The sequence below is a fragment of the Pseudomonas koreensis genome, from assembly GCF_025447595.1.
In the GTDB taxonomy this organism is placed as follows: domain Bacteria; phylum Pseudomonadota; class Gammaproteobacteria; order Pseudomonadales; family Pseudomonadaceae; genus Aquipseudomonas; species Aquipseudomonas koreensis_H.
Genome location: NZ_JAOEJU010000017.1, coordinates 73,923 through 96,993 on the forward strand (window position 1 = coordinate 73,923; position 23,071 = coordinate 96,993).

General features: G+C 58.9%; 26 protein-coding genes and 1 pseudogene. 12 read left to right on the forward strand and 15 right to left on the reverse strand.

The window, feature by feature from the left end; genetic code table 11:
• Window positions 1-131: 131 nt before the first annotated feature.
• Both N8H71_RS19865 and N8H71_RS19870 read left to right on the forward strand, forming a co-directional pair.
• Window positions 132-386, forward strand: coding sequence for a type II toxin-antitoxin system Phd/YefM family antitoxin (locus N8H71_RS19865; RefSeq protein ID WP_039765667.1), 255 nt, complete (start codon window positions 132-134; stop codon window positions 384-386).
• Window positions 383-637 (forward strand): Txe/YoeB family addiction module toxin, encoded by a 255-nt coding sequence (locus N8H71_RS19870; protein ID WP_011335833.1) that lies wholly within the window; start codon window positions 383-385, stop codon window positions 635-637. Before N8H71_RS19865 ends, N8H71_RS19870 begins: the two co-directional genes overlap by 4 nt.
• 8 nt (window positions 638-645) lie before the next feature.
• Here N8H71_RS19870 and N8H71_RS19875 read toward each other — a convergent pair whose 3' ends face one another.
• Window positions 646-1,818, reverse strand: a complete 1,173-nt coding sequence (locus N8H71_RS19875; protein WP_262195314.1) for an aspartate aminotransferase family protein — start codon at window positions 1,816-1,818, stop codon at window positions 646-648.
• A 102-nt stretch (window positions 1,819-1,920) separates the two neighbouring features.
• Between N8H71_RS19875 and N8H71_RS19880 the strand changes: the two genes are divergently transcribed.
• The 4 genes from N8H71_RS19880 (at window position 1,921) to N8H71_RS19895 (ending at window position 4,741) form a co-directional block, all read left to right on the forward strand.
• Window positions 1,921-2,826 (forward strand): LysR family transcriptional regulator, encoded by a 906-nt coding sequence (locus tag N8H71_RS19880; RefSeq protein WP_262195316.1) that lies wholly within the window; start codon window positions 1,921-1,923, stop codon window positions 2,824-2,826.
• 45 nt (window positions 2,827-2,871) lie between these two features.
• On the forward strand, window positions 2,872-3,276 hold the full coding sequence (locus tag N8H71_RS19885; protein ID WP_262195317.1) for a GNAT family N-acetyltransferase: 405 nt from the start codon (window positions 2,872-2,874) through the stop codon (window positions 3,274-3,276).
• Window positions 3,277-3,339: 63 nt separating this feature from the next.
• Window positions 3,340-3,864: a hypothetical protein gene (locus tag N8H71_RS19890; protein ID WP_262195319.1), complete on the forward strand. Its 525-nt coding sequence runs from the start codon at window positions 3,340-3,342 to the stop codon at window positions 3,862-3,864.
• 172 nt (window positions 3,865-4,036) lie between these two features.
• A complete protein-coding gene (locus tag N8H71_RS19895; RefSeq protein ID WP_262195321.1) occupies window positions 4,037-4,741 on the forward strand; it encodes a hypothetical protein in 705 nt (234 codons plus the stop codon).
• Between the two features lie 69 nt (window positions 4,742-4,810).
• Here the strand turns inward: N8H71_RS19895 and N8H71_RS19900 are convergent, their stop codons facing one another.
• On the reverse strand, window positions 4,811-5,302 hold the full coding sequence (locus tag N8H71_RS19900; RefSeq protein WP_262195322.1) for a RidA family protein: 492 nt from the start codon (window positions 5,300-5,302) through the stop codon (window positions 4,811-4,813).
• 375 nt (window positions 5,303-5,677) lie between these two features.
• On the opposite strand from N8H71_RS19900, the gene N8H71_RS19905 reads away from it, so the two are divergent.
• The gene (locus N8H71_RS19905) at window positions 5,678-6,349 is read left to right on the forward strand and encodes a hypothetical protein (protein WP_262195324.1); all 672 of its coding nucleotides are present in this window, start codon (window positions 5,678-5,680) and stop codon (window positions 6,347-6,349) included.
• 111 nt (window positions 6,350-6,460) lie between these two features.
• On the opposite strand, the gene cyoE is transcribed toward N8H71_RS19905, so the two are convergent.
• From cyoE to hmpA, 8 genes are all read right to left on the reverse strand, one after another.
• A complete protein-coding gene (gene cyoE / locus N8H71_RS19910; RefSeq protein WP_085684653.1) occupies window positions 6,461-7,348 on the reverse strand; it encodes a heme o synthase in 888 nt (295 codons plus the stop codon).
• A gap of 10 nt (window positions 7,349-7,358) precedes the next feature.
• A complete protein-coding gene (gene cyoD / locus N8H71_RS19915) occupies window positions 7,359-7,694 on the reverse strand; it encodes a cytochrome o ubiquinol oxidase subunit IV (RefSeq protein WP_007956718.1) in 336 nt (111 codons plus the stop codon).
• Window positions 7,694-8,320 (reverse strand): cytochrome o ubiquinol oxidase subunit III, encoded by a 627-nt coding sequence (locus tag N8H71_RS19920; protein ID WP_007956720.1) that lies wholly within the window; start codon window positions 8,318-8,320, stop codon window positions 7,694-7,696. Before N8H71_RS19920 ends, cyoD begins: the two co-directional genes overlap by 1 nt.
• A 3-nt stretch (window positions 8,321-8,323) precedes the next feature.
• A complete protein-coding gene (gene cyoB, locus N8H71_RS19925; protein WP_262195327.1) occupies window positions 8,324-10,354 on the reverse strand; it encodes a cytochrome o ubiquinol oxidase subunit I in 2,031 nt (676 codons plus the stop codon).
• Between the two features lie 3 nt (window positions 10,355-10,357).
• The gene (cyoA, locus tag N8H71_RS19930) at window positions 10,358-11,299 is read right to left on the reverse strand and encodes a ubiquinol oxidase subunit II (RefSeq protein ID WP_085606895.1); all 942 of its coding nucleotides are present in this window, start codon (window positions 11,297-11,299) and stop codon (window positions 10,358-10,360) included.
• Window positions 11,300-12,123: 824 nt separating this feature from the next.
• Window positions 12,124-12,633 (reverse strand): disulfide bond formation protein B, encoded by a 510-nt coding sequence (locus N8H71_RS19935; protein ID WP_007956723.1) that lies wholly within the window; start codon window positions 12,631-12,633, stop codon window positions 12,124-12,126.
• A 25-nt stretch (window positions 12,634-12,658) separates the two neighbouring features.
• A complete protein-coding gene (locus N8H71_RS19940) occupies window positions 12,659-13,219 on the reverse strand; it encodes an ester cyclase (RefSeq protein ID WP_262195329.1) in 561 nt (186 codons plus the stop codon).
• 235 nt (window positions 13,220-13,454) lie between these two features.
• A complete protein-coding gene (gene hmpA / locus N8H71_RS19945) occupies window positions 13,455-14,636 on the reverse strand; it encodes an NO-inducible flavohemoprotein (protein WP_262195330.1) in 1,182 nt (393 codons plus the stop codon).
• A gap of 163 nt (window positions 14,637-14,799) precedes the next feature.
• Between hmpA and norR the strand changes: the two genes are divergently transcribed.
• The 5 genes from norR to N8H71_RS19970 all read left to right on the forward strand — a co-directional run bounded on the left by norR (window position 14,800) and on the right by N8H71_RS19970 (window position 19,179).
• Window positions 14,800-16,356, forward strand: coding sequence for a nitric oxide reductase transcriptional regulator NorR (norR, locus tag N8H71_RS19950; RefSeq protein WP_262195331.1), 1,557 nt, complete (start codon window positions 14,800-14,802; stop codon window positions 16,354-16,356).
• A gap of 124 nt (window positions 16,357-16,480) precedes the next feature.
• Entirely contained in the window at window positions 16,481-17,383 is a 903-nt protein-coding gene (locus tag N8H71_RS19955) for a chemotaxis protein CheV (RefSeq protein WP_192562342.1), read from the forward strand.
• Window positions 17,384-17,410: 27 nt separating this feature from the next.
• Window positions 17,411-17,869 carry a GNAT family N-acetyltransferase gene (locus N8H71_RS19960; RefSeq protein ID WP_262195334.1) on the forward strand — a complete coding sequence of 153 codons (459 nt, stop codon included), beginning with the start codon at window positions 17,411-17,413 and terminating at the stop codon, window positions 17,867-17,869.
• 149 nt (window positions 17,870-18,018) lie between these two features.
• Entirely contained in the window at window positions 18,019-18,342 is a 324-nt protein-coding gene (locus N8H71_RS19965) for a hypothetical protein (RefSeq protein WP_262195335.1), read from the forward strand.
• A gap of 87 nt (window positions 18,343-18,429) precedes the next feature.
• Entirely contained in the window at window positions 18,430-19,179 is a 750-nt protein-coding gene (locus N8H71_RS19970) for a YkgJ family cysteine cluster protein (protein ID WP_262195336.1), read from the forward strand.
• Window positions 19,180-19,293: 114 nt separating this feature from the next.
• On the opposite strand, the gene N8H71_RS19975 is transcribed toward N8H71_RS19970, so the two are convergent.
• The 5 genes and pseudogenes from N8H71_RS19975 to N8H71_RS19990 all read right to left on the reverse strand — a co-directional run bounded on the left by N8H71_RS19975 (window position 19,294) and on the right by N8H71_RS19990 (window position 23,005).
• The gene (locus N8H71_RS19975) at window positions 19,294-20,400 is read right to left on the reverse strand and encodes a methyl-accepting chemotaxis protein (protein ID WP_431768318.1); all 1,107 of its coding nucleotides are present in this window, start codon (window positions 20,398-20,400) and stop codon (window positions 19,294-19,296) included.
• Window positions 20,401-20,604: 204 nt separating this feature from the next.
• Window positions 20,605-20,886: pseudogene (locus N8H71_RS28945) on the reverse strand (PAS domain-containing protein); the annotation flags it as partial.
• A gap of 117 nt (window positions 20,887-21,003) precedes the next feature.
• Window positions 21,004-22,146: a transporter substrate-binding domain-containing protein gene (locus N8H71_RS19980; RefSeq protein ID WP_262195338.1), complete on the reverse strand. Its 1,143-nt coding sequence runs from the start codon at window positions 22,144-22,146 to the stop codon at window positions 21,004-21,006.
• Between the two features lie 137 nt (window positions 22,147-22,283).
• Window positions 22,284-22,511: a hypothetical protein gene (locus N8H71_RS19985; protein ID WP_115079144.1), complete on the reverse strand. Its 228-nt coding sequence runs from the start codon at window positions 22,509-22,511 to the stop codon at window positions 22,284-22,286.
• A gap of 134 nt (window positions 22,512-22,645) precedes the next feature.
• Window positions 22,646-23,005: a DUF6124 family protein gene (locus N8H71_RS19990; RefSeq protein WP_262195339.1), complete on the reverse strand. Its 360-nt coding sequence runs from the start codon at window positions 23,003-23,005 to the stop codon at window positions 22,646-22,648.
• Window positions 23,006-23,071: the final 66 nt, after the last annotated feature.

Sequence of the window (23,071 nt, forward strand, 5' to 3'; positions counted from 1 at the left end):
CGTCTCGATGAGACTTCGGTGATACTCAGCACACCGCAGGCAGCCCGTCTGTGGCACAACCACTGATAGGTATCGCCTTGTCATCCTGTACTCATTTCTGTACGTTCTTTGCATCAAGCGAGGACTACAACATGGACACTATCAACTACACCACAGCTCGTGCGCACTTGGCTGAAACCATGGATCGCGTGAATGAGGACTGCGCCCCACTTCTGGTAACCCGCCAAAAAGGCGAGCCTGTAGTGATGATGTCTCTGGCGGAATACAACGCGCTGGAAGAAACGGCTTATCTGCTGCGTTCTCCGGCCAATGCCGAGCGCTTGATCAAATCAATTGGCGAAATGCGCGCTGGAAAAGCCAAAGTCAGGCAACTGATTGAAGAATGAAAATCCAGTTCACGCCAACGGGCTGGGAAGACTACTTATGGTTTCAACAAAACGATAAGGCCGGCCTCAAACGAATCAATCTTCTGATCAAAGCGATCCAGCGCCAACCCTTTGAAGGCTTGGGTAAACCGGAGCCGCTCAAGCACAACATGAGCGGCTTCTGGTCACGGCGGATAACTGCCGAGCATCGCCTGGTCTATGCGATCGTAGACGGCGAAATCTGCGTCATCACTTGCAGATTTCACTACTGACCGAGGGATCAGACAGGGCTCAGGGAACGGCCAACCCCTCTGACAATCATCCCCACCTCCCGCTCATCAATCGTCAGCGGCGGCAGCAGCCGGATCGTCTTGCCGCGCGTGACGTTGATCAGCAGTCCATGATCCCGCGCGGCAATCAGTGTCAGGTCGCGGATCGGCTGTTTGAGTTCGATGCCGATCATCAGCCCTTGCCCGCGAATCGCCAGCACATTCGGATTGTCCGCCAGCTCCGCACGCAAGCGGGTCAACAGGCGCTCGCCTTGAATCCTGGCATTTTCCAGCAGACCTTGTTCTTCGATGATCTCGAGCACGGTGCATCCTACCCGGCACGCCAGTGGATTACCGCCGAAGGTGCTGCCGTGGCTGCCGGGGGTGAACAGATCCGCCGCCCGGCCCCGTGCCAGACAGGCGCCAATCGGCACGCCGTTGCCCAGGCCCTTGGCGAGGGTCATGACGTCGGGAACGATGCCTTCGTGCTGGAACGCGAACCAGCGGCCGGTGCGGCCGATGCCGGTCTGGATTTCGTCGAGCATCAGCAGCCAGGCGTGACGGTTGCACAATTCACGCAGGGCCTTGAGGTAGCCGGGCGGCGCCAGTTGCACGCCGCTTTCCCCCTGGATCGGCTCGACCAGAATCGCCACGATCCGCTGGCCATGCTTGCGCTGCACTTGCTCCAGTGCCTCAAGATCGCCGAACGGCACTTTGACGAAATCCCCGGGCAAGTCGTTGAAACCCAGGCGCACCGCCGGGCCATCGCTGGCGGACAGGGTGCCGAGGGTACGGCCATGAAACGCGTTGGCCATCACCACCACCAGCGGCTGTTCGATACCTTTGCGCCAGCCGTACAGACGCGCCAGTTTCAGCGCGGTTTCGTTGGCCTCGGCACCGGAGTTGTTGAAGAACGCCCGCTCCACCCCCGCCAGCCGCGTCAGCTTCTGCGCCAGCGATTGTTGCCAGTCGATGCTGTAGAGATTGGAGGTGTGCAGCAGCAATCCCGCCTGCTCGCTGATCGCCGAGACGATGCGCGGGTGCGAATGGCCGACATTGGTCACCGCCACGCCCGCCACCGCATCCAGGTATTCGCGGCCCGCCTGATCCCAAAGTCGGGTGCCCAGGCCTTTGATGAAGCTCAAGTCCAGCGGTTGATAGGTATTCATCAGGGCGGCAGTCATGTCGGCAAACTCCAGCAAGGTGAGAGGTGCTGGCAGTATGGTTATCCACCTGAACTGGATAAACTCGGCAAAACTTCAATCATTTAAAAGCCGGGCTTGATAATGGATTTGTTCCAGTCGATGAGCGTGTACGTCAAGGTTGTGGAATCCGGCAGCATGACGGCGGCCGCGCTGCAGTGCGAAATGTCCACGACCATGGTGGGCAACCACCTGCGGGCGCTGGAGCAACGGCTCGGCGTACAACTGTTGCAACGCACCACCCGCCGCCAGCGACTGACCGAGTTCGGCAGCGTTTACTACCAGCGCTGCCTGGAAGTGCTCGGCCTGGTCGCCGACTCCGAGCGGCTCGCCGAGCAGACGCTCGATGAACCGCGCGGCATCCTGCGGGTTACCGCGCCGCTGACCTTTGGCGTCGAACGCCTGGCCCCGGCGCTCAGTGAGTTTTCCCTGCAATACCCGCAGGTCAAACTCGACGTGATCCTGACCAACCGCCGTCCGGATCTGCTGGAAAGTGGTCTCGATGTGGCCTTCCGGCTGGGCCACTTCGACCAGTCCAACCTGATCGTCCGCCCGCTGATCGACTACACACTGACCGTCTGCGCCTCCCCGGAATACGTGGCCCGACGCGGCATGCCGCTCACGCCTGAGGAACTGCGCCAGCACGACTGCCTGTCCTTCGCCTATCCCGCCGGTGACGACTGGCAATCGGTGGAAAAGCAGTGGCGCCTCAGCGGCCCGGACGGCGAAATCATGGTCGATGTCAAAGGCCCGATGCTGATCAACAGTTCCGCCGGCCTGCATCAGGCCGCGCGCACCGGCATGGGGATCGTGATGTTGCCGGACGCATTGGTGGAACAGGATCTGCGCGACGGCCGACTGGTTGTCGTGATGCCGCAATACCAGCCGCCGAACCGCCCGATGCATCTGCTCTACGCGCCTGATCGCTATCGGTTGCCGAAACTGCGCCGCTTCGTCGAGTTCGCCATGCAGACGTGGGGCAGACCGTAAACAACGCGACTACTGTTGGAAATACACCAGGGAAGGGATCAACGAATGAACAAAGACATTTCAATACGCGACCTCATGCCCACGGAAGTGGAGGCAGCAAGGCAGTTTCTCGAGCGGCACGGCTGGGGCCATCGCACCGGCACAGCAGAACATTTCGCACAGCTTGTTCAGAACTCTCAGTGCACCGCCGTGGCATTGAGCGGCCAGCAGATTATCGGTTTCGCCCGTGGCATCACCGATGGCTTGTCCAGCGGTTATCTGTCGATGGTCGTGGTCGACGGGCAACATCGGCGCGCGGGCATCGGGCGGGCGCTGGTTGAACATGTAATGGGCGACAACACCGACATTACCTGGGTCCTGCGTGCCGGGCGCGAAGGCGCGGAAGCGTTTTTCGCCAGCCTGGGGTTTGAAACGTCGGTGATCGCGATGGAGCGTTTGCGGCTGAAATAGCCGACGGTTACTGTGACCCCGTCTATGCTCCACCCTCCTCCTTTCCAGCATGGATGCTGCGCAATGCTCACGATTCTGCAAAACACTCCGATACGGGTTTACCTGATTCTTCTGCTGGTGGTCTGTTTCGGTATCAAGGCATTTTCTCCCCGTCGGGAGAGCCGCGCCTCGATGCTCATAACCCCTCCGGTGTTTTTGGCGTGGTCGCTGTACTCCGTGAATCTGACGATCAACCCGGTCTTGTTTTTGAGCACCTGGTTCGGCTCGCTGATGTTAGGTGGAATCTCGGCCTGGCTGGTGTTCTCCCGCCGGGGTGTGGTGCTCGACGACTCCGCGACAGGGCTGATCATGCCCGGCACGGTAAAGACCCTGATCATGTATTTGATGTTCTTTTTCGCGAACTACTACTTCAATTACCAGCATGACGTGCATCCGGAGCGTTCTGCGTCGCCGGACATGCTGCTGTTCAAGGCCGGCATTGCGGGTTTCATGTGCGGCCTGATCGGCACCCGCTCGTTGAAGCTCTATTGGATACTGCGTGACCTGGCCTCACGCCAGCCACCGTTGAGCGCAGTCGCCAATGAATAGTGAAGAGCGCTCACGGTGCCTGGTTGTTCAACACAAATCATCCGGATAAATAATCGGCACCGCCGGCCCCTTGCTCCGTGACAACGCTGCCGCGCTCCCCTAAATTAGTCGGCCTGAAAAAGCCCCCTGCGCTTTCTCGTCTCATCTCAAGTTAAAAAGTAGTGAAATTTCAATGTCCGATTTCAACACCGCTGAATCCGTAGTCACTCTGTCGTCCAAAGCGGAATACGAAAACTCCATCAATCTTTCACAACACATCCCACAGGCGAAGATCATCAGCGAGATGGTGCTGGACGCATTCCAGTCCAGCCGCGAGAGCGATCAGATCCGCGAACTGCGCGCCGCGATCCGTCAGGCCCATGATCGCTTCGATGACGATCAGGCTTACGAACTGATGGGTCAGCTCAAAGCGCTGAAGGACGCCGAGGCCGCTGACACCGCCGCGCTCGAAGACCTGAGCAGCAAATTCCCGATCAGCCGCATCCTGTCCAGCTTCAAGGACGATCCGGCGTTTCAGGAAATCGTCTACGGCCTGGCCCTCAAGGTGCTGAACCAGACCCACCAGGCCATCAGCAACCCGAGCGGCGGCAAGAGCAAGGCCGCACGCGCCAAGAAAGACGTCGAAGTGTTCAGCATCAGCAAGGACGGCATCAGCGTGACCCTGCCGATGCGCACACCGCGTTCGCGTCTGAGTGTGGATCGCGAGGCGCTGGAATTCCTCGGTTTCAGCTTTGTGGGTGAAGGCGACGAAGCCGAAGTCGAAGGCGAAACCTTCGTCGACAACGCCGGCACCGAGCACGCCATCAACCGCAAGAACATCATTACCGCGCTGCAACAGCAGACCGCGTTCGACGGTTACAGCATCGCCGCCCAGTAATACCGGCGCTGACGAAAAAGCCCCGCTCTGAATTTCAGGCGGGGCTTTTTGTTGAGCGACTTTCAGCGATTATGCCGACGGATGTACCGCTGCGATCATGTCGACTTCGATGGCCGCGTTTTTCGGCAGCTGATAGACGCCGACGGTGGTGCGGGTGTGACGCCCGACATCGCCCAACACATAACTGAATACATCCGACGCGCCGTTGGCGACTTCGCTGAGGTCGACGAAATCCGGCGTGGACTTCACGTATACCGTGACCCGCAACAACGATCTGACTTTATCCAGCGAACCGACCGCATCGACGATAAAGGCCAGGCAGCGCATCGCGCTGATGCTCGCCGCGGCCTGCGCATCCTTGAGCGTCAACTCCTGCCCCACCCGCCCCGGATACTGAATCTTGCCCTCGGTGCGCGGCACCATGCCGCTGATGTAAATCTCATCGTGATAACGGATCAACGGCGCGTAATTGCCACCCACCGTGTTCTCGCCATTGATGTCGTAGTTCAGCTCTTTTGCCAGGGCAATGAAGCGCTCGTCGCAGGTCATCCTCTCAGTCATTTCGCCCAGCCTTTTGATCAGTGCATGAAGAAACGCAGATTGAGATCGAGGTTCGCTGACAATGGTAGTACGTAGCGTCGTCGATCTGAGTGGATCCAAATCTAGGTCTTTTGGCAACTGATAGCAACCAGCCTCCACGGGCGCCAGAGCAGGCATGCCGCGACTAATAGCCATCTCTTCTACACCTTGCATCAACTCTTCGAAAAGATTGCGTTTGCTCATTCCGCTACCCCAGCAATCCTGAACGGTTGTATAGCAATTGAACCGAGCATAAAGCCGAAAAAGTATGCGTGCAGTAGGAGGTATCTCTATTTCCGGACAGCTTTTTCCCAGAAGGCGTAATAACCTAAATATTCGATCAGGGAGGAGACGTTGATGAAATTATTCACCTACAAGATGACTCACGACACAGGCTTTGCTCCTAATCCCTTCGGACACACGCTCACCCTTGCTACATGCAAACCAGCTATTCGTGAAAAAAAGAAAGTGGGCGAATGGATAGCGGGATTCACGTCATCCACGCTGAATCATGATCCTGTAGGTGAGGAGCGGCTGGTTTTTTTGATGCGCATTGGAGAGAAATGCCACCTACGTGATTACTTCAGCGACCCGCGTTTTAGAGACAAAATTCCACTACCTCACCTGAACGACCCCATCTTGAAAGCTGGAGATAATATCTATCGCCCACTCGTACCCGGTGCAACCGAGTTCTTCCACTTTGAACAACTAAAAAACATTAATCATTGGGCTGGATGCGGTCCCGATCTGGATCACCTGAGAGAAGACGTTTCTGGGCAGTTCGTGCTAATCGCAGATATCTTTTATTACTTCGGCGCGTCTCCGTTAACCATTCCTTCCTCATGCCGGCCCAAGATACCCAAAGGCCAAGCAAGGCACGGCTATCGGACGCAACCTGACAGGGCTGAACGCTTCCTTAACTACATTCAAAGCAACTACAAGCCCGGCTTACATTGCAATCCTAAAGATCTTCAGAGAGACGGGTTGAAAGACGCAGGCTGCAAACTACCAACCCCGAGACCGTGTTGATCAATAGAACATTTAACGATCTTCCGACGGTCTAAGCGCCCTCAAATTCTCCCCAACAAAAAACCCCGCTCATCTCTCGATGAACGGGGTTTCTCGTACAACGTTCAAACCTTACGGCGCATACGTCATCAGCAGATCGCCCGGCACTTTGAAGTCCACGGACATCATGACGCTCAACGCGGTGATGGTGAAGATCGAGAACACGAACAGCTTGCGTGCCCAGACCTTGTCGTCCACCGCCTTGTAGCCGGTCCAGGCCATGTACAACCAGTACATGCCCATGGCCGCGGCGACGGCGAGATAGCTCACGCCGGCATAGCCGCTGAAGGTCAGCATCAAGGTCGCCACGAGGAACGCCAGGATGTAGTAGAGGATGTGCTTCTTGGCCACTTCAATCCCGCGCTTCACTGGCAGCACCGGAATCGATGCGGCCAGGTAATCGTTGAAGCGGAAGATCGCGATGGCGTAGGAATGCGGCATCTGCCACAGGCTGAACATCACCAGCAGGGTCAGCGCGGCCATGTCGAAGCTGTTGCTCACAGCCACGTAACCGATCACCGGCGGCATGGCGCCCGACAGACTGCCCACCAGCGTGCCGTGGACCGACTTGCGCTTGAGGTACAGGCTGTAGAAGCCGACGTAGATGATGAAGCCGATTACGGCGAACAATGCAGCCAACGGGTTGGCCACCTTGTACAACAACGCAACGCCGAGAACACCCAGGACGGTCGCATAGGCCAGGGCCAGTTTCAGGGAGATCAGGCCCTGAACCAGCACCCGGTTCTTGGTGCGTTCCATCTTGATGTCGATGTCGCGGTCGATGCAGTTGTTGAACACGCAACCGGAGGCCACGACCAGGGAAGTGCCGATCATGGCTGCCAGAAACACCGCCAGATCGACATGCCCTTTCGAGGCCAGGAAGAACCCGCCTGCCACAGAAAGCACGTTACCGAAAATGATCCCCGGTTTGGTGATTTGGATAAAGTGCTTGAGCGACATCGGGTTTACCTCACTTCGCCATCATGTAGGTGTGGATGCTGAACATGATCCACAGCGACAGACCGACCAGCAGCACGATCACGATGGCCGTAAAGACGAACGCAATCACGTTGTTACGCTGAGCGATGGAACGGTCCAGGTGCAGGAAGTAATACAGGTGAACGATCACCTGGATCACCGCGAACAGCAGGACGATTGCCAGCGTCGTCGACTTCGGCAGGGTCGGGAACATCACCAGGCCGAACGGGATGACGGTCAGGATTACCGACAGGATGAAGCCGATGGCGTACGACTTTACGCTGCCGTGGCCAGCATCATGGCTGTCATGGGAGTGTGCATTAGCCATTACAGGGTCCCCATCAGGTAAACAACGGTGAATACGCAGATCCACACCACGTCCAGGAAGTGCCAGAACAGGCTCAGGCAGCTCAGACGGGTCTTGTTGGTCGCCGTCAGGCCGTGCTTGTTGACCTGGTACATCATGATGCCCATCCAGATCAGACCGGCGGACACGTGCAGACCGTGGGTACCGACCAGCGTGAAGAACGCCGACAGGAAGCCCGAACGGCTAGGACCGAAGCCCTCGGAGATCAGCAGGTGGAACTCGTTGATCTCCATGGCGATGAAGCCTGCGCCGAGCAGGAAGGTCATGAACAACCAGCCCAGAACCTGCTGCTTCTTACCTTTGTACAACGCCAGCATGGCGAAGCCGTAGGTGATCGAACTGAACAACAGCAGAGCGGTTTCGCCCAGCACGTATGGCAGTTCGAAGATGTCGTGGCCCGACGGGCCACCGGCGACGTTGTTTACCAGTACCGCGTACACCGCGAAGATCGACGCAAACAGAATGCAGTCGGTCATCAGGTAGAGCCAGAAACCGTATACGGTCATCTCGCCCGAGTCGTGGTGATGGTCATCGTGCCCATGGTCATGACCATGGGCGTGTCCAGCATTGGTCACTAAGTTCGACATTGTTTAAGCCTGTTCCAACTTGGTTTCAACACGGGTTGCGGAAGCAGGGATCTTCCCGGCCGCTACCAGACGCTTGTGCTGCTCGGCTTCGATGCGCTCGATTGTTTCAACCGGCACCATGTAGCCCTGATCGTCACGTGCTGCGTGGATCACGAAGTAGATGACAGTGCCGGCCAGGCTGGCGATCGCCAACCACCAGATGTGCCAGATCATCGCGAAACCGAACACGGTCAGCAGTGCGCCCATCACCACGCCAGTGGCGGTGTTGTTCGGCATGTGGATCGGTTCGTACTTGGCTGGAGCCTTGTACGCAGTACCGTTTTCCTTGGCCTCGGTGAACGGATCGATGCAGTCTGCTTTTGGCAGTACAGCGAAGTTGTAGAACGGAGGTGGCGACGAGGTCGACCATTCCAGGGTATGGGCATTCCACGGGTCACCGTGTTCGCACATGTTTTCCGGCTTGTTGCGGTCACGCACCGACACGTACAGCTGGATCAGCTGGCAGGCGATACCCACAGCGATCATCACCGCACCGAACATGGCAACGTACAGGTACGGTACCCACTCAGGGTTGGTGGTGGCATTCAGACGACGGGTCATGCCCATGAAGCCCAGTGCATAGAGCGGCATGAACGCGACGAAGAAGCCCGAGATCCAGAACCAGAACGCTGCTTTACCCCAGCCTTCGTGCAGCTTGAAGCCGAACGCTTTCGGGAAGTAGAAGGCGAAGCCTGCGATGTAGCCGAATACCGCGCCGCCGATGATCACGTTGTGGAAGTGAGCGATCACGAACAGGCTGTTGTGCAGAACGAAGTCAGCACCCGGGATGGCCAGCAGTACGCCGGTCATGCCGCCGATGGCGAAGGTCACCATGAAGCCCAGGGTCCACAGAACCTGGCTGGTGAAGCGCAGACGGCCCTGGTAGATGGTGAACAGCCAGTTGAACAGTTTCACACCCGTCGGGATGGAAATCAGCATCGTCGCCAGACCGAAGAAGGCGTTGACGCTGGCACCCGAACCCATGGTGAAGAAGTGGTGCAGCCAAACCATGAAGCCCAGTACCGAGATCGCGCCCGAGGCGTAGATCATCGAGTGGTGGCCGAACAGTTTCTTGCCGGTGAAGGCCGAGATGACTTCCGAGAAAATGCCGAATGCCGGCAGGATCAGGATGTAAACCTCAGGGTGGCCCCATGCCCAGAACAGGTTGACGTACATCATTGGATTGCCACCAAGTTCATTGGTGAAAATGTGGAAATCCATGTAACGGTCAAGGGTCAGCAGTGCCAGGGTAGCGGTCAGGATCGGGAACGAAGCCACGATCAGAACGTTTGCCCAGGTGCAGGTCCAGGTGAAGATCGGCATGTCCATCAGTTTCATGCCAGGGGTACGCATTTTCAGCACGGTCGCGAGGAAGTTAACCCCCGTTAGCGTTGTACCCAGACCCGATAGCTGTAGCGCCCAGATGTAGTAGTCCATCCCCACGCCAGGGCTGTATTGCAGACCCGACAGCGGTGGATAGGCAACCCAGCCGGTCTTGGCGAATTCGCCGACGCCCAGGGACAGGTTGATCAGCACGACGCCGGACACCAGCAGCCAGAAGCTCAGGGAGTTCAGGAACGGGAACGCAACGTCACGCGCGCCGATCTGCAGCGGCACTGCAAGGTTCATCAGGCCGGTGAAGAATGGCATCGCCATGAAGATGATCATGATCACACCGTGAGCGGTGAAGATCTGGTCATAGTGTTCAGGTGGCAGGTAGCCAGGCGAACCCTCGGTGGCCATGGCCAGCTGGGTACGCATCATGATGGCGTCGGCAAAACCGCGCAGCAGCATGACCATGGCGACGATGATGTACATCACGCCGATTTTCTTGTGGTCGACCGACGTCAGCCACTCGGTCCACAGGTAAGTCCACTTCTTGAAGTAAGTGATTGCAGCGAACAGCGCCAGACCACCGAGCGCGATCATCGAGATGGTGACCATCACGATCGGCTCGTGGAAAGGGATCGCTTCCCAACTTAATTTACCAAACATCGTTTACTCCTCTGCCCCGGCAGCTGAATGCGAATTCGAGTCCATATCCGTTGCCGCCACTTCTTTCTCTTTCTTCTCGTGCTTCAGCGGCTTACCCGGTTTCATGCCTTCGTACTTGTCGACGATGGTCTGGAACAGGTTCGGCGTGACCGAGGAGTAGAGCTCGACTGGATTGTTCTGGCTTGGCTTGGCAAGGGCTGCGTATTCAGCTGGTTCAAGCTGTTTAGGTGCCTTTTTGACTTCACTTACCCAGGCGTCGAAATCTTCCTGAGAAGTTGCGATAGCCTTGAATTTCATACCGGTGAAACCAGCGCCGCTGTAGTTGGCGGAGATACCGTCCATTTCAGCGTTGCGGTCAGCGATCAGGTGCAGCTTGGTGGTCATGCCCGCCATCGCGTAGATCTGGCCGCCCAGGCCCGGGATGAAGAACGAGTTCATCACCGCGTCCGAAGTAATCCGGAAGTTAACTGGCGTGTGCGCCGGGAACACGATCTTGTTGACCGTGGCGATACCTTGTTCCGGGTAGATGAACAGCCACTTCCAGTCCAGCGCGACCACTTCGATGGTCACAGGCTTGACGTCGGATTCGATCGGACGATACGGATCCAGCGAGTGGGTCGACTTGTAGGTGATGTAACCCAAGGCAATGATGATCAGGACCGGGATGGTCCATACAGCCACTTCGATTTTGGTCGAGTGCGACCATTTCGGGGTGTAGACGGCGTTCTTGTTGGACGCGCGGTACTTCCAGGCGAACAGGAAGGTCATGACGATGACCGGCACAACGACCAACAGCATCAGCAGCGTGGCGGTGATGATCAGGTTGCGCTGTTCCAGGCCGACCTGGCCCGTTGGATTGAGCAGGGTCATGTTGCAGCCTCCCAGCAACAACGTGCCGAGCAGCGGCACTAGGCCTAGTAATCTGGGGTACCTGTTTTTACTCATCTCACGACCTCTAAAGCAGCTTGCGCAATGCAGTTGGGTTTTGATCGCCAACACTTCACCCTGCCAAGGGTTGGCATTTTCTTTGGATTGAATAAGGGCCGCCCGTCGCGCGTCAGACGCTCGACAAAACCTGGGACAGCGGTCAGTTCTTATTCGAATTCGTGGTCAAAGGCCTTGTTACAGACCAATTCCATTTGGTGCGGAAAGTTGGAAGGCACCGACACCTGGGTGTCTTGCGAGCCTCTCGGCTGCTCGACACCCGACTTCCTGCTCGCCTCCTTAATAAAGGCTGAACAGTGCCGGGAATTCAGTGCGGGCGATTGTAGATAGGTAGCGCCCTATACACCATGTCTTATCCCGAAATAATTTTTATCGCTCAGAGCAACAATCCATCACCGTTTTTGCAAAAGTTCCGCATGTTATCGAAATCGATTCTCAACAAAAACACCAAAAAATGTAGGTCTATCGGCCTCAGTTCAGACAGCTCCGAAGGCTTTTTCCCACGGCGCGATCCGCGCAAAGCCCGATATGCCAAGGCTTTTGGCCATCTGCCGGAGTCTGTTAAAACTGCCTGATCCGGCACACGCGTGCAAAAACCGACAAACGCTGAAACAGACCAATCCTTTTTTGTAACAGCACTCCAATCCGGGCCTGTGAAACGCGCTGCGACACGGCCTGTGTGACAACATGTCGCACACCTGTCGCACCCTTCCTTGCCGTTCGTCACGGTGTTTTCACACAGACCCTGAAATGCAGAACGCCTCGATTCGCGTCACCGCAAATCGAGGCGTTTGTTTTATCGGCGCAGGCGCCGAAAAGTTGATTCAGCGCAGCGCTTTTCGGTTACGCGAGGTCAGCAGCGGCACCAGGATCACCACCAGCACGAAGGCCACCAGTGCCCATTGCGCGAGCGACAGGCCGAGGATCGGCGGGTACGGCGTCGAGCAGAAACCGTCGACCTGGAAGCCCAGCGGGAAGATCTTCGCCAGCGGCAGGTCATCGACGATCGGCTGCAGCACATCGATGCCGCAGCTCACCGCCGGATAGAACTGGGTGTACACGTGATGCCCGGCGACACCGGCTCCGGCGATGGCACAAATCACCACCAGCACCTCGAACACTGTGATGCTGCGTCGGGTGCGCATGGCCGCGCCGATGAACGCGAACAACGCGATCAGCAGTAACGCATAACGCTGCAGAATGCACAGTGGGCACGGCGCCTCGCCCAGCACGATCTGCATGTACAGCGCGCCGCCGATCAGCGCCAGGCAGATGATGCCCAGCAACACCAGATAGCGCCGCTCACGTCCCAATCGAATCGTTTCCTCGCTCATCGCGTTTCCCTTTCATGTCCATGGTTCAGCTGGCCGGCGGCTGCGCTTGCAGTTGCGCCATCAGGCTGATGTTGTCTTCGATATGCCAATTGGCCGCGATGCGACCGTTGTCGATCTGATAGATATCGGTTGCCCGGAAGTCTACACGCTGGCCCTGCCCTTTGAGAGCCTTGAACGTGCCGGTGAAATGCCCGCGAAAGTGCAGATGCACCACCACGCGATCCCCGGCGACGATCATTTGCTCGATCTCGCAACTCAAGTCCGGCACCGCCGTGCGAAAAAACTTCGACGCCAGCAACGGCCCGGTCGGCCCCTGCACCCGGCCTTCCGGTGGAGTCTTGTCGGCGAACTGCGGCGACAGGGCTGCAGTGGCCAACGCCTCTTCACCCGTGTTCCAGAAACTGCCGTAACGCCGCGCCGCCAGCTCCATCGCATCACGCTGGGCCTTGGGCAGGCTCTGATCGACGATCAAGGTCTGTGGTTCTATCAAGGCGGATTCGGCGAACACGAACGGACTGGACAGCAAGGCAACCGACAGGCCCAACGCGGCCAGGCTGAAACGACGGGAAGAGGCGAAGTGCGACATGGGGCGATCCTGATCATGTAAACGAACGAGCGCCTATCATCAGCATCGGGGAATAAACGATAAACCGGTTAAGAAACGATTAACCTTTAAACAGAATTTAAGAATCAAGACCGTGTAACGGCCAATCGCGAGCAAGCTCGCTCCCACAAGAATCGATGTCGTATACACATTCTGTGAACGACGCCGAACCTGTGGGAGCGAGCTTGCTCGCGAATGAAGGCAACTCGGTTCCGGATTATTCCAGAGCAGCAGCCGGCCCGAAGAACTCATACCGGCTCTGCTTCTCCGGCACACCCAGCGCCTTCAGGTGACGCTTGATCGCCCCCATGAAACCTTTCGGTCCAAGGAAGTAGGCGTCCACATCACGCTCCGCCGGCAGCCACTCGCCCAGTTGTTCTTCACTCAACAACCCGACCTTGTCCGCCGCCGGGCTCACGCCGTCATCTTCGGCGTAGCAATAGAAGCGCTTGAGCTGCGGATGACGCTCGGCCAGACCATCGATCCAGTCACGAAACGCATGCACGCTGCCATTGCGCGCGCTGTGGATGAAGTACACCGGACGCTCGGTTTCCAGCGCCGCTTCCAGCATCGCCAGGGTCGGAGTGATGCCGACGCCGCCGCTGATCAGCACCAGCGGTTTGTCGCTGGCAGTCAGGGTGAATTCACCCGATGGCGGGAACAACTGGATGCTGGCGCCGACGTGCAGTTGATCGTGAAGGTGATTGGAGGCGCGACCGCCCGGTTCGCGTTTGACACTGATGCGGTACTGGCCTTTGTTGGCCAGGGCCGACAGCGAGTAATTGCGGCGGATTTCTTCGCCGTCGAGGATCAACTTCATGCCGATGTACTGGCCTGGCTCGGCTGCGAGGATCGGGCCCTTGTCCGCCGGTTCGAAGTAGAACGAGGTAATTTCCGCGCTCTCCTCGACCTTGGCCGCCACGATGAACTCCCGCGCGCCGCGCCAACCACCGACGGCCTGTTCTTTCTGGTCATAGATGGCGGTTTCGGCGCCGATCAGGATATCGGCCAACTGTCCGTAGGCTGCGCCCCAGGCACTCATCACTTGCGGGGTTGCGATTTCTTCGCCGAGCACTTCGGAGATCGCGCGCAGCAGGCAGGTGCCGACGATCGGGTAGTGTTCCGGCAGGATTTGCAGGGCCACGTGCTTGTTGATGATCTTCGCCACCAGATCGCCCAACTGGTCGAGTTGATCGATATGACGGGCGTACATCAACACGCCGTTTGCCAGCGCGCGGGGCTGGTCACCGCTGGCCTGGTGGGCCTGGTTGAACAGCGGGCGGACTTCCGGATATTCGGAGAGCATCATGCGATAGAAGTGAGTGATCAGCGCTTCACCGCCGCTTTCCAGCAGAGGCACAGTGGACTTGATGATTGCACGATCCTGGACGCTAAGCATAAGGGTGACTCCTGAGCTTTCTCTAAAAGTGCCTTATTTATTCCAGTAATCGTGCCAACTATTTTTTCTATATAAATCAATAGGTTGAAATTTATGTAGTCAGATCGACACAAGCACCTCTATAGTCGCTTCGACTACAACGTGTCTCTTTGACTACCAGACTATGTCCGCCAAATCATTGCTCACTGCCCTGCTCCCACTGGTCTCCGACCTGTCCCGCGAATTGCCCGAAGGCGAGCGCTACCGACGCCTGCTCGAAGCCATGCGCGCCCTGCTGCCCTGCGATGCCGCCGCACTGTTGCGTCTCGACGGCGAATGGCTGGTGCCGCTGGCCGTGGACGGCTTGAGCACCGACACCCTCGGCCGCCGCTTCAAGGTCAGCGAACACCCGCGCTTTGAAGTGCTGCTGGCCGGCGAAGGGCCGACCCGTTTCGCCGCCGACAGCGATTTGCCCGATCCGTATGACGGACTGGTCGACGGTCTCGACGATCACCTCGAAGTTCACGATTGCCTCGGTTGCCCGTTGTTCGTCGATGAAAAACTTTGGGGGCTGATCACCCTCGACGCACTCGATCCGGAGCGCTTTGAGCCGATCGAACTCGATGCCCTGCAAGCCTTCGCCAGCCTCGCCTCCGCCACGGTCAACGCCGCCGAACGCATCGAACGTCTGGCGATTCGTGCCGAGGACGAACACCAGCGCGCCGAGGTCTATCGTCAGGCCAGCGGTCAGCAGAATCGCGAAATGATCGGCCAGAGCAAGGCGCATAAAAGGCTGGTGGAAGAAATCAATCTGGTCGGCGGCAGCGACCTGACCGTGCTGATCACCGGGGAAACCGGGGTCGGCAAAGAGCTGGTGGCCCAGGCCATTCACGCAGCTTCCAAGCGCGCCGACAAACCGATCATCAGCCTCAACTGCGCGGCCCTGCCGGACACGCTGGTGGAAAGCGAACTGTTCGGCCACGTGCGCGGCGCTTTCACCGGCGCTACCAGCGACCGGCGCGGCAAATTCGAACTGGCCAATGGCGGCACGCTGTTTCTCGATGAGGTCGGCGAGTTGTCGCTGACCGTCCAGGCCAAGCTGTTGCGGGTTTTGCAAAGTGGCCAGTTGCAGCGTCTGGGTTCGGACAAGGAGCATCAGGTCGATGTGCGCCTGATCGCCGCGACCAACCGCGACCTGGCCGAAGAAGTGCGCAGCGGTCGCTATCGCGCCGACTTCTACCATCGCCTCAGCGTGTACCCGTTGCGGGTGCCGGCGCTGCGTGACCGGGGCCGCGATGTGCTGCTGCTCAGCGGTTATTTCCTGGAACAGAACCGCTCGCGCATGGGCCTCAACAGCCTGCGCCTGAACAGCGACGCCCAGGAGGCGCTGCTGGCTTACACCTGGCCGGGCAACGTGCGGGAGCTGGAGCATTTGATTGGACGCAGTGCGCTGAAGGCGTTGGGCAACTGCAAGGTGCGGCCGAAGATTCTCAGCTTGAGCGCGATGGACCTGGATCTGCCGCGCGAGGTTGTGGATAACTCCACGGAGCCGGTCTCTGGTACTGCGACACCTGTGCCACTGATCAGCGGCGATTTGCGCCTGGCCACGGAGCAATATCAGCGGCAATTGATTGCTGCGGCGCTGGAACGCAATCACGATAACTGGGCGAGCGCGGCGCGGGAGCTGGGGCTGGACCGGGCGAATCTGGGGCGAATGGCGAAGCGCTTGGGGATGAAATAAAAGTCCCGCCGTCGGATTGGCGCCAGAATCCCTAAAGCCTGCCGGTTACAAGTCGATAACCCGGCATCGATACCTGCTGGCGATCCGTGCGATCGCCGCTCACCTTTTTCCACAGAAGGTTTTTATGTCTTCCAACAAAGCCCGCGCAGATTCACTTTCGCTTCTGCTGTTTACCTTGCGCAGCGGCAAGCTGATGGCGATCAACCTGCTGAAGGTCAGTGAAATCATCCCCTGCCCGCCGCTGACCAAGCTGCCGGAGTCGCACCCGCACGTCAAAGGCATCGCCACCCTGCGCGGCGCTTCGTTGTCGGTGATCGACCTGAGCCGCGCCATCGGCGAGCGGCCGCTGGAAGACCCGAATGGCGGCTGCTTGATCGTCACCGACGTCAGCCGTTCGAAACAGGGCCTGCACGTACAGGCGGTGAGCAAGATCGTGCATTGCCTGACCACCGACATCAAACCGCCGCCGTTCGGTTCCGGCGGTTCCCGCGCCTACATCACCGGCGTGACCTCGGTGGACGGCACGCTGGTGCAGGTGCTGGACATCGAAAAAGTCATCCACGGCATCGCCCCGGCGCAGATCGAAATGGCCCCGACCGAGCTGAGCATGGAAGACGCCGAAGTGCTGGGCAACGCGCGAATCCTGGTGGTCGACGACAGTCAGGTGGCGTTGCAGCAATCGGTGCATACCCTGCGTAACCTCGGCCTGCAATGCCACACCGCGCGCAGTGCCAAGGAAGCCATCGACTGCCTGCTGGACCTGCAAGGCACAGCGCAACAGATCAACCTGATCGTCTCCGACATCGAAATGTCCGAGATGGACGGTTACGCCTTCACCCGCACCCTGCGCGAAACCCCGGACTTCGCCCACCTCTACGTGCTGCTGCACACCTCGCTGGACAGCGCGATGAACAGTGAAAAGGCCCGCCTCGCCGGGGCAAACGGCGTGCTGACCAAGTTCTCCTCGCCCGAGCTGACCCACTGCCTGATCGAAGCGGCCAAGCATGTCGCCGCTCACGGCTACTGAGACTTGAGCGAGGCGTTCTGTTTTCTGATGCGGCGCGACCTGAGCCAGGACGTGCCGGCCATCGAATGGCCGAACGGTATTGAACTCACTACCTACGGCGCCGAACGCGCATCCGCCGTACATGAACTGATGCAAATCGGCTACCGCGAAGGCGGCGGTCGGGTGCCGGCGCTGGATGTCTGGCAACGGCAGTTTGAAAACGATCCGGAATACGATCCGGCACTGTGTTTCATCGCCAGCGATACCCAAGGCGTCATTGGCGTGGCGCAATGCTGGACCAGTTCCTACATCAAGAATCTGGTAGTGCATCCTCGGGCCCAAGGACGTGGATTGGGTCGGGCGTTGTTGCTTCATGCGTTCAAGGCGTTTCAGGATCGCCGCGAAGGGTTTGTTGATCTGAAGGTGCTGGAAGACAACCGGCGAGCGCAGCGCTTGTATGAAATGTCTGGAATGTATGTGGTTCGCCGGGAATTGGTGCCGGACTGACAGACCGCCATCGCTGGCAAGCCAGCTCCCACAGTCTGAAATGCACTCCAAAGTGGGAGCCAGCCTGCTGGCGATGAGGTCGGCACAAGCAACTTAACGCCTCAACCGCACTCCAAAGTCCGGCCATACAGACCAAGGATGCCTACACCATGAAAGCCATTACACTAAGCCTTCTCTGCCTTAGCGCCCTCACTTTCCAAGCCCACGCCTCCAGCCCCGACGCCTGGGCTACCTACGACAAAACCGTGCTCGCCAGTTGCACCAAGGCCAGCGGTCTGAAAAACGCCAAACCGGTCGGCAACGCCGCGCAATTCGATGACCGCGTCGGCTACACCGCCCTGTTGCTGCAAGGCCAGTACCCGCAAAAACACATGAAGGGCCAGCAAGGCACCGAGCTGTGCCTGTACAACAAAAAGTCGAAAACCGCGTTCGTCACCGAATGGGACTCGATCCGCCCGACCGCCAAACCCTGAGCGAATGGCGCACAACTTGCTTCACTCCGGGCCTGTACGGCGGCTTTACGTCGCCGATTCATACCCTGATTGAAGATTGCTCGCTCAATGAATACGACCTTTTCCTGCGTAGGCTGCGGCAAGTGCTGCACCGATCACCACGTGCCCCTGACCCTGGCCGAAGCCCGCATGTGGGCGGCCGATGGCGGTCAGGTGATCGTGCTGGTGGAGGCGTTTCTGGCCAACGGCCTGGGCCTGCCGGAACAGCAGCGCGAACATGCACAACGGCGTTCGGCGGTGGTGCGCAGCGGAATGTCCGACGCCCATGTGGCAATCACTTTCGCCGCCTACAACGTCGGCCCCTGCCGGAATCTTGACGAAGACAAGCTGTGCCGCATCTACGAGCGCCGTCCGCTGGTGTGTCGCATCTATCCTGCCGAAATCAATCCGCACATTCCGTTGAATCCTGCGGCCAAGGACTGCCCTCCGGAGTCATGGGAACAGGGCCCGGAGCTGATCGTCGGTGGTGAACTGGTCGATCAGGAACTGGTGACGCTGATCCAGCGCTCCCGTCAGGCGGATCGCGATGACATCCGGATCAAGGATGCGATCTGTGGCTTGCTCGGCATCCGCACCACCGCGCTCAAGGGCGACGGGTTTACCGCGTATTTGCCGGACATGGGCGCGTTTGCCTCAGTGATCGATCAGGTCACCGCGCAGCCATTGAGCGAAATATCCAGTGAATGGCTGTTTCATCTGTCCGGTGATGATGTGGCCGGGCAGGTGCGGGCGGCAGGCGCACAGGTGGTGACCGAACCGCCGCAGACGTATGCGTTTATTTCGTTGCGGGCGGCTTGATCCGGAGTTTTCGCCAAGGCTAATGGCCCCTTCGCGAGCAGGCTCGCTCCCACATTTGAAATGCAATCCTCTGTGGGAGCGAGCTTGCTCGCGAAGAGGCCGGCCCAGGCAACCTCAATCCCGAACCTGCCGCCGCCCCCAGAATTCCCGCGCCAACGAACGCAAATCCCCCGCCAGCCCCGCCACATCCTGTGAGTTGAGCTGGCTCTGGCGCCCCTCATCCACCGTCAGCTCGCACGCCGTGCGGATGCTGACGATGTTGCGGTTGATGTCCTCACTCACCGCGCTCTGCTCTTCGACCGCCGCTGCAATCTGCAGACTCATCTCGGTGATCTGCTCGACCCGCCCGCTGATTCCGTCCAATGCCCGGGCCGCACGCTGGGCCTGTTCGACGCTGTTATCCACATGCTCGCTGCTCTGCTGCATGACCAGCACCGCATCCCGCGCGCCGTTTTGCAGGGTGCTGATCATCCGCTGAATCTCGTTGGTCGACTGCTGGGTACGCTGGGCCAGACCCCGCACCTCATCGGCCACCACCGCAAACCCACGCCCGGCATCCCCGGCCCGCGCCGCTTCGATCGCGGCGTTGAGCGCCAGCAGATTGGTCTGCTCAGCGATGCTGCGGATCACCTCCAGCACCCCGGAAATCTCGCTGCTGTGGCCTTCGAGTTGATGAATCACCTCGGTCGCCCGCCCCAACTCCTCGGCCAGCCGCAACACCGCACTGCGACTCTCGCCCACCAACAGATGACCTTCACGGGTTTCCGTCCCCGCCATATCCGCCGCCACCGACGCCTGCTGCGCATGGCTGGCGACCTCGGCCACACTGGCTGCCATTTGATGAATCGCCGCCGCCACCTGATCGGTTTCCGCCTGCTGCGCTAATGTGCTGGTGTGACTGCTATGCAGATGATCCACCAATTGCGCCGCATGCCCGGCCAATCGCTGCGAGGCATCGCCGATCCGCCCGACCACCGCACCAACTTGGGCTTCGAGCATCTGCAACGCAAACTCGATCTGCCCGAACTGATCCCGCTGCCCGGTATAAATACCCTGACTCAACGGGTTGTCGGCAATCAGCCGCGCACGCTCGGTCAGCCGCTCCAGCGGCCGCAATAACCAACTAACGCCCAAGCTACACGCGCCAATACCGGCCACCAGCGCAGCAGCTTCGATGCCAATGGACTCCGGCCGCAACCAGGCTTCAATCCCCAGCACCACCGCCAGCACCGAACTGGTCAACGCCATGAGCTTCGCCCGCAAACTCAGGCTCGGCAGCCATTGCCATCGCGCCACCCGCCCCTCGCGCAACTGCGCATACGCCCGCTCCGCCGCCGCAATCTGCCGCGCATCCGGCCGCGTGCGCACCGATTGATACTCCACCGCCGCACCGTTCTGCGTGACCGGCGTGACATAGGCACTGACCCAATAGTGATCACCGTTCTTGCAACGATTCTTCACCAGCCCCATCCACGACCGCCCGCGCTTGAGCGTCTGCCACATATGGGCAAACGCCTGCGCCGGCATGTCCGGATGGCGCAGCAAATTGTGCGGCGCACCCAGCAGCTCGTCGCGGCTGTAACCGCTGATCTTTATGAAGTCGTCGTTGGCGTAGGTGATCGCGCTGGTCAGATCGGTGGTCGAGAGAATGTTCGCATCCGGCGCAACATCGACATTGCGCCCGGTCACCGGGTGATTGATCTTCATGGGAAGCGCGCTCGTTTTATTGGAAAGAGTCGGCAGGGCTGCTGACTCTAAGCGCACTAACTGGTTAAACGTTGATCTGGCTCAGGTTCCGGGCATTTAGCCATCAATGATCACGAATCAACATGCAACCGCCAGGCATTCGATCTCTACCTTCGCACCCGGCACCACCAACTGTTTACCGGCGAACGTTGTACGTGCCGGTAAACGATCGCTCGGGAAGAACTGGCGGTAGGCCTGGTTCATCCCGGAGAAATCCTTGACGTCGGTCAGGATCACTGTGCATTTGGCCACGTGCGACGGGGATGATCCGCTTTCCTTCAGGGCAATGCGCAGGTTTTCCAGGGCCTGGACCGTCTGCGGGCCGATACCGCCCTTGACCAGTTGCCCCTCGGCATCCAGTCCCAATACACCAGACAGGTAGACGGTTTGACCGGCCTGCACGGAATCCGAAAACGGTAATCCTTCAGCGTTGGGTCGATAGTTCAAGGCTTCATTGGCAACGTCGGGCAGATAACGCTCGGTGATCGCCTGATATTGCCCGCTCGACTTCAGGCGTTCGAGAGCCGCGTTCAGGTCATCACGTAAAGCGTTATCGGTTTTACGGACCGCCATCGCGACGCCCGAGCCGAGCATCGGATCCTGTAGCTCCCGACCTGCAAAAGCGAAATCCAGCCCTTGCGGCTGGCTCAGCAGTGCTTGCGTAATCTCGATGGTATCTTGCAGGGTCGCGTCGATTTCCCCTGACAACAGGGCGGCAATCAAATGATCGTTGAACTGGAAACTGCGCACCGTCACACCCGAAGTCCCCCACCGCTCCCTGGCGAACGCCTCGCGGCTGGTACCGGCCAGAACACCGATGCGCTTCCCCTTGAGCGACTGCACATCCTGCGTCAGGTTCGAACCCGTGCGAGCGACCAACCGGCTGCTCAGCGGGTAAAGGATATCGGTAAAGTCGACCCGCTCACGCCGCGCCGGGGTGGGGCTCATTGGCATGATCACGTCAAACTGGCCGGCCTGCAGCGCCGCAATATTGGTCGCGTAGTCCTGATCGACCCAGATGCATTGAGTCTGCAACTCGGCGCACAGCGCGTTGCCGAGTTCGATGTTCAACCCGACCAGCTCACCTTTGTCGTTGCGGCTTTCAAAGGGGGGAACCAACGCCTCGACACCGATGCGGACAGTGCGATCAGGAATGGAAGAAACACATCCGGTCGTGAGAAGCACCAGCGAAAGGACAGTCAGTTTTTTTGCCAGAGACATTGCGGCAGCCTACTTCAAGTATTCAGAGGAGCGAATTCTTGTCGAGTGGCTGCCATTGTTCCCAGAGGATGATTCTCTCGCCTGCGTGGGAAGAATCCGAGTTGGATCGCGAAATTATTCCTGACGAGAAGGAAAACTCAGCGTTTGCCCATCGAACGGCGAGTACCCGACGGAGCCACACCCGGAATCTTGGCGTGACGATCACCGTCCTTGCCCTTGAACTGCGGCTGCTTGGCCGCTTTGGCAGCCGCCAGCTCACCTGGCTTGAACGGAAACTTGAACGCAGGAATGGTCGGCTTGGTTTCGCCGGCCTCGGCCAGCTCTGCCGGGACATCGCTCACAGCGTTGTCGATTGGGGAAGTCATGAAAGCTCCGGGAAGCAAAAAGTCCGGCCCGGTGAATGAGCCGCGAAGGCGCGCAGTATACCTGCGCGCGCGGACTTTAAAGAGCCCCCGAAAGGGCATGACAGGTGCCTTTTCAGGACTCTTCGACTAGCGGATCACGTTGGCGGATCAACCCGATCCAGCGCCCGGTTCACAGCAAGCTCCGCCAGCATGATGATCTGCTGGATTCCCAACGCCGTACTGCGCTGCGGGCCGCTGAGTTCATTGGCGAAATTGCTGGCGATGGTACTGGCCGAGGCCAGGGATTCGCAGGCATTGGCCAGCAGGCTTTCGGTGTCGACGTTGGGAGTGACCATATACATCGTGCTCGGGCTAGGCTTGGAAGGGTTGGGGCACAGGTAGTAGTCGAGGGCGCGTTTGATGGCTTCGCGGTTACGGGCCAGGTCTTCGGCGCGCATGGCCTCTTCGAGCGGGGTGGGTGATTCGAGGGGTGGGTCGGGTATCAGTTTGTCCATGAAAACTCCTACTTGGCTATGGAGCCATCCCTTGTCGTTTCCACACGACAAAAGGTGGCAGCTGTA